The organism is Kosakonia sp. S42 (assembly GCF_016624785.1).
Classification (GTDB): Bacteria; Pseudomonadota; Gammaproteobacteria; order Enterobacterales; family Enterobacteriaceae; genus Kosakonia; species Kosakonia cowanii.
In genome coordinates this window covers 1-6,319 of the sequence record NZ_JACVTW010000063.1, presented here as the reverse complement: position 1 = coordinate 6,319, position 6,319 = coordinate 1, and the positions used below count along the sequence as shown (strand labels likewise).

Annotated in this window: 3 protein-coding genes and 3 pseudogenes; 5 read left to right on the top strand and 1 reads right to left on the bottom strand. The window is 49.4% G+C overall.

The genetic code is table 11. The features are described 5' to 3' along the window. Positions 1-75: 75 nt before the first annotated feature. Positions 76-247 (top strand): annotated as a pseudogene (locus IAE50_RS25315) (DUF4158 domain-containing protein); the annotation flags it as partial. Positions 248-409: 162 nt separating this feature from the next. On the opposite strand, the gene IAE50_RS25310 reads toward IAE50_RS25315, so the two are convergent. Continuing rightward, positions 410-1,432 carry a LacI family DNA-binding transcriptional regulator gene (locus IAE50_RS25310; protein ID WP_200581651.1) on the bottom strand — a complete coding sequence of 341 codons (1,023 nt, stop codon included), beginning with the start codon at positions 1,430-1,432 and terminating at the stop codon, positions 410-412. Positions 1,433-1,674: 242 nt separating this feature from the next. Between IAE50_RS25310 and IAE50_RS25305 the strand changes: the two genes are divergently transcribed. From IAE50_RS25305 to IAE50_RS25290, 4 genes and pseudogenes are all read left to right on the top strand, one after another. Continuing rightward, positions 1,675-3,726: a TIM-barrel domain-containing protein gene (locus IAE50_RS25305; protein WP_375288148.1), complete on the top strand. Its 2,052-nt coding sequence runs from the start codon at positions 1,675-1,677 to the stop codon at positions 3,724-3,726. Between the two features lie 24 nt (positions 3,727-3,750). Beyond that, positions 3,751-5,136 carry an MFS transporter gene (locus tag IAE50_RS25300; protein WP_375288146.1) on the top strand — a complete coding sequence of 462 codons (1,386 nt, stop codon included), beginning with the start codon at positions 3,751-3,753 and terminating at the stop codon, positions 5,134-5,136. Then, positions 5,137-5,637 (top strand): annotated as a pseudogene (locus IAE50_RS25295) (Tn3 family transposase); the annotation flags it as partial. It abuts the gene before it with no gap. A 46-nt stretch (positions 5,638-5,683) separates the two neighbouring features. Continuing rightward, positions 5,684-6,319 (top strand): annotated as a pseudogene (locus tag IAE50_RS25290) (transposase); the annotation flags it as partial.

Here is a 6,319-nt window from a genome sequence, read left to right as displayed (position 1 = left end):
CCTCTTATTTTAAGAGAGGCGAAGTGTCTGGTGATCTATGGGGCTAATCTAAATGGGTCGCGAAGGTATTCACCGATGAGCACTGATTTTCTCACCGACAGCCAAATTCAGAACTATGGGCGTTATGCCGCGGAGCCAAATGACGTCCAGTTGGCGAGATATTTGTGATCTGGATTTTGTTAATCAGCGCCGGGGCAGTCATAACCGGCTTGGCATTGCGCTTCAGCTCACCACAGCCCGGTTTCTGGTAAGGCTACACAGATGCACGGTATCTCACCGCACCACTGCTGCAGCCCTACTGCCAATCCCGGCCACCTGGAATGAATAATCAAAATTGTGGCCGTGCTGGAAATCGCCTGTTAACCGTATCACTGACCAAACTTGCGATATAACGTAAAATTTTGAAATCTTAGATATCCGACTCCCCAATCTTTACACTATGCATCTTGCAGGAATTAAAGTTCAGATCGCACAGTATGTCCCGGGAAGCCTGTTTTTCCAGCGACTCCAGTACCAGGCTCGCCAGCGCTTTTCCCACCTGCTTGTAAGGGACGTCATACCCTTCCGGGCGGGTATCGAGAAAGGCGGGAATATCGCTGCTGAACACAGCGGCACCAAGCGGGCGGCGGAAACCTGATGCCCCGGCATAAAAGCTGGCGCCGACGGTCTGCAAATCTGAGATACAGAGAATGTAATCCGGTGCATCGTCGCCCAGGGAATGGAAATAATGCATCGCGTCAAAGCCGGACTTTTCGCTGATTTCCCCCCAAAAAACCAGCGCCGGGTTAGAGGAGAGTTTCAATCGCGAGGTTTCCCGTTGCCAGGCGTCATAAACAATTTTGCCCTGCATACTGTCGTTGCCCAGCGTCACTAACCCCACGCGCTGATGTCCCTTTTTACAGGCGCGGGAAATCGAATCCGCTACAACACCTTCAAAATTAAAATCGACAGAACTGTAATTTTTCTGGTGCACATGACTTCGCCCGAAGGTAATGAAGGGGAAACCCGAATTTTGCAGAAAATAAATTCTGCGGTCATTCACCTGCGTCCCGGTTAATATTAGCGCATCCACTTTTTGCCGGGTTATTATATTATTAATCCAGTTCAGTTCTTCTTCCTGGGTAGAAAATAAGTGGATAAAGGTGTCGATTCCATTGGCATTGAGGTCATACTGCATTTGCGCAGCAATGCGCATGAAAAACGATGCGGTATAAAAGTTATCCGCATCCCCCGGCGGGAGTAACAGTACCGTTGAATACGACTTGCCGCTGCGCAAACCCCGCCCCGCAGCGTTGGGATTGTAATCATACTTGATAGCGGCCTCTCTGACCCGCTTCCGCGTTTTGGCGCTTACCTCAGGATGGTCATTCAAAGCCCGTGATACTGTAGCAATTGAAACTCCAAGAATTTTTGCCAACTCAGTGATGTTCATTGCATTCCCTGTATGGATAAAAACGCTAAATATATTAACAAAAATATTTTAATTGCTGGAAGTATACCAGACAGTCTTCTTAAAGATAAACGTATATGCTAACCGGGCCATAAAATGGTTACCCGATCACAGAACATGAAATTTTCAGCCTTCCCCACTTTCTAAATTAAACGTATTACATTATTTATAGAAAACTGTAAACGTTTACGGAATACATAAACAAAGGATATAACATGCATTATATTGACTCACTTAAGATTGAAAGCAACATGCTAAAGTGGCACTACAATGGTATGGCGCTGCACATCATCCCATGGGGCGATGATGGGCTGCGAGTATTAGCCGGTTATACCGAAGATATTGACCATGCTCCCTTATCTGCGTTACTCGATGTTAATTCACCACAGGCCAGATTCCTTGAATCAGACACTGATATCACCATCATTAATGGAGATATTTCTGCCCGCGTTGATATTCAGGGGCGTCTGGAGTTCAGAAACAGTGCAGGTAAATTATTGCTTAAAGAGATGTGGCGACAACGCGATAACGGTGAGCACTTCTGGACCGCAGGTGGCAGACATCCGGAAAACATCAGCGCGCTGAAAATCTTCGGGCGCGAATTTAAGCCATTATCAGGCAATGCCTCGCGCATTACTGTGTCATTTGAATCGGAGCCCGACGAACATATCGCCGGTATGGGGCAGTATCAGCAACCGTTTTTAAATCTGAAAGGCTGCAGCGTTGAGCTGGCCCAGAGAAATTCACAGGCATCAGTGCCTTTTATGATGTCCAGCTTGGGCTATGGGTTTCTGTGGAACAACCCGGCCATTGGCGACGCGACATTTGCCTTAAATGTCACCCGCTGGACATCTCAGGCAGCCACCTGTATGGATTATTGGATCACCGCCGGCTCGTCTCCGGCAGGTATTCTGCGCAGTTATGCCCACGTCACGGGTACCCCGCCCGAGATGCCAGACTACGCCCTGGGCTTATGGCAATCCAAACTGCGCTACCGCACGCAGGATGAACTGCTCAGCGTCGCAAGGGAATATCACAAAAGAGGGATCCCTCTCTCGGTTATCGTCGCCGACTTTTTCCACTGGCCGGTTCAGGGCGACTGGAAATTCGACAGCAGAGATTGGCCTGATCCCCAAGCAATGACCGAGGAACTTAACGCGATGGGTACGAAGCTGATGGTATCCGTCTGGCCAACCGTCGATTATCGCAGCGAAAATTATGCGGAGATGAACGAAAAAGGCTACCTGGTAAATACGCTGAAAGGACTGAATATCAATTTTGATTTTCTCGGCAATTCCCGTTTTATCGATGTTACCCACCCTGACGCCAGAAAATTCATATGGGAAAAATGCCGGAAAAATTATTTCGATAAAGGCATTCGTATGTTCTGGCTCGACGAAGCCGAGCCAGAATATGGAGTATATGATTTTGATAATTTCCGTTATCACATCGGCAATACGCTTGAGAAAGGGAATATTTACCCGCTGCATTACACCCAGGCATTTTATGAAGGGTTAGTCGCTGAAGGTGAGGCAAACCCGGTCAATCTTGTGCGTTGCGCCTGGGCAGGCAGCCAGCGTTACGGTGCGCTCGTCTGGTCCGGCGATATTCACTCTTCCTGGGATGCCATGCGTAATCAGCTTTGCGCAGGCCTCAGCATGGGACTTTCCGGCATCGCCTGGTGGACAACGGACATTGGTGGCTTTCATGGCGGCAATGTCGATGATCCGGCATTTCATGAATTGCTCATTCGCTGGTTCCAGTGGGCGGTATTCAGCCCGGTCTTACGTATGCACGGCCACCGGGATCCGATAACCGAACCAGAAATCCCCTTCTGTGACGGCATCCCTCAGTGCAATACCGGTGCCGGGAATGAGCTCTGGAGCTTTGGGGAAAAGACCTTCGCTATCCTTAACTATTTCAGTGATTTACGTCATAAACTCAAACCTTATCTCCGTGAACTTATGCGCCATACCCACCTGACCGGGGAGCCTCTGATGCGCCCGATGTTCTACCACTACAGCGCACAGCCCCAGAGCTGGACGCTGGAAGATCAGTATCTGTTTGGCCCCGATATTCTCGTCGCCCCGGTCATGTCAGCAACACAACAGAATCGTCGGGTGTGGCTGCCAGGGGGTGAGACATGGATAGACATGAACTCCCGTGAAGCCTTGAGCGGTGGTCGTTTTATCTCTGTTCCCACTCCTCTGAACAGTATTCCAGTGTTCATTAAAAGCACAAGCCCGGTTCTGGAATACCTGAACTTACTCTTCTGACCTTTGAGGTTAACTATGGCTCATATTACCGATAATCCGGCATCCGCTGCCGTTAATAATGGCAGTGTCGCATTAAGCGTAAGAGAAAAAATAAGCTATGGATTTGGTGACGCTGGCGGCACGATTGTTACAGGTTTAATCTCAAACTTTCTCACCTTCTTTTATACCGATATATTTGGGCTGACACCGGCCATCGTAGGAACGCTATTTCTGGTCCTGCGCGTCATTGACGCCATTTCCGATCCGGTTATTGGGATTATTGCCGACAGAAACCGTTCAGCCAAAGGGCAATTCCGCCCTTTCCTGCTGTGGACGGCGGTCCCCTTAGGATTGATTTTATTTTTAACCTTCACAGTACCGGATATCGGCACAGGCTGGAAAATCCTCTATGCCGTGTTGACCTATTTCGGCCTGTCGTTGCTCTATTCGCTGAATAATGTGCCGTACTGTGCGCTCATCACCAAACTGACCACCAACCCACAGGAGTTAATCTCTTGCCAGTCTTATCGTTTCGTACTGTGCGGCGTGGCAGGTTTCATTGTCTCGGTCGGCCTGCCGGTAATGGTGTCATGGTTTGGCCAGGGCGACCAGGTGAAAGGCTATCAATTTGGCGTGGCCGTGCTGGCCACGGCGGCGATGGTGATGTTTCTTGTTTGCTACGGCGGGGTAAAAGAACGCGTCAATACCCTGGCAACACATGCATTTAATTTAAAAGACAGCCTGCGCAGCATTCGTAAAAATGATCAGCTGATTTTGACGTTTTTTATGTCGCTGCTTCTGATCAGCATTTTTAATACCAAAGGCGGTGCAGCACTTTATTTTATTACCTATGTCTTACATGGCGACGCCACCTATACCTCCCTGTTTTTTGGTCTGGCAACATTGGGCGGTGTAACAGGATCCGTGCTGGTCACCTGGTTCACACGCTATTTCGAGATCCGTAGAATCTACTTTGCAGTGAATATTTTGCTGGCCGTGGCACATTATGCCGTTTGGTTTGTGCCTGCTGGATATACCACCTTCTGGCTGATTCTCGTTTTTGTCTGCTGTGTGGTGTTGGGCTTTTTACTGCCCATGCATTTCACCCTTGTCGCCTTCGCCGACAGTTACGGTGAGTGGAAATCTGGGACGCGAGCATCCGGGATGAGCTTTGCCTTTAATCTCTTCTTCGTGAAGTTGGCCTGGGCCGTTGCCGGTGTCATTATTAGCGTGACTCTGAGCGTGATTTCATATCATGCCGGGCACGATAATCAGACACCGCTGTCGCTGGGCGGCATAACATTACTCTCTACGGCGATCCCCGGTATCCTTCATATGCTGCTGGCGATGGTTGTCTATTTTTTCCGCATTGATAACGCGATGGAAGAACAAATGCGTTCAGAGATGGCCGTCAGAAAGAGAATCTGTTGAATAACCGGAGACATGCACAGTACAACTTCGCGATCCTTCACTGGTTCGGCCTGCGCTTTGGGCCCCGATTCACCTCTGTGGGAGATATGCTGAAAGAGCTGTTTTGTGCGGATGACCCGGTGCGTTATAAAAAATGCCTGATCCAACCGGTGGGACAAATAAATCATAAGATTTATTCTCGAAGAGAAACCGCACCTGGACCAAATCGTCGCCACGCTGGGGCTAAAAGAAATCACTCAGGGTGTACTGATCCGTAAATTGTGCACGTATTCAACAGAAAATACGACAGGGCAGGCACTGTTCGAATTTGATAAGTTGATCCGCAGCCTTTACATCCTCAGGTATCTTCGTAATCCGCAGATGGCAAGAAACAGTCACCGCTCACAAAATCGTATTGAATCCTGGCATCAGCTCCGCTCGGCGATCGCACAGGTTGGTGGGAAAAAAGAGCTGACGGGGCAGAATGACATAGAACTCAAAATTAGCAATCAGTGTGGGCGGTAAACTGACCCCATGAATCTCCAGACAGTTGGTATCACTTAAGTTATTGATAGTTTTAATATTAGTTTTTAGACTAGTCGTTGGAGTCCGGATGATTGATGTTTTAGGTCCAGAGAAGCGCAGACGGCGCAGCGTTCAGGAAAAAAATCGCCATTGTTCAGCAGAGCTTTGAACCCGGAATGACGGTATCGCTTTGCCCGTCAGCATGGTGTTGCCGCCAGCCAGCTGTTCCTGTGGCGTAAGCAGTATCGGGAAGGCAGTCTTACCGCCGTTGCCGCTGGTGAACAGGTTGTACCCGCGTCAGAGCTGGCATCTGCGATGAAGCAAATTAAAGAGCTGCAGCGCCTGCCGGGCAAGAAAATCATGGAAAATGAGCTGCTGAAAGAAACCGTTGAATATGGCCGGCAAAAAAAGTGGATAGCGCACGTGGCCTTGTTGCCGGAGGATGGCGAATAAGCCTCGTCAGTCGTTGCCTCCGGGTGTCACGTGCGCAGCTGCATGCCATGGCCCGTCGGTCGAAGAACTGACAGGATCGTCGACGCAGGCGCAGCCTGATGATACTGAAGCGCTGGACCGTATCTATACCGTTATCGGCGATTTGCCAACGTATAGTTATCGTCGGGTGTGGGCAACAATCAGAAACTGACGATATGGCGGTGATCAATGCCAAACGCGTATACCG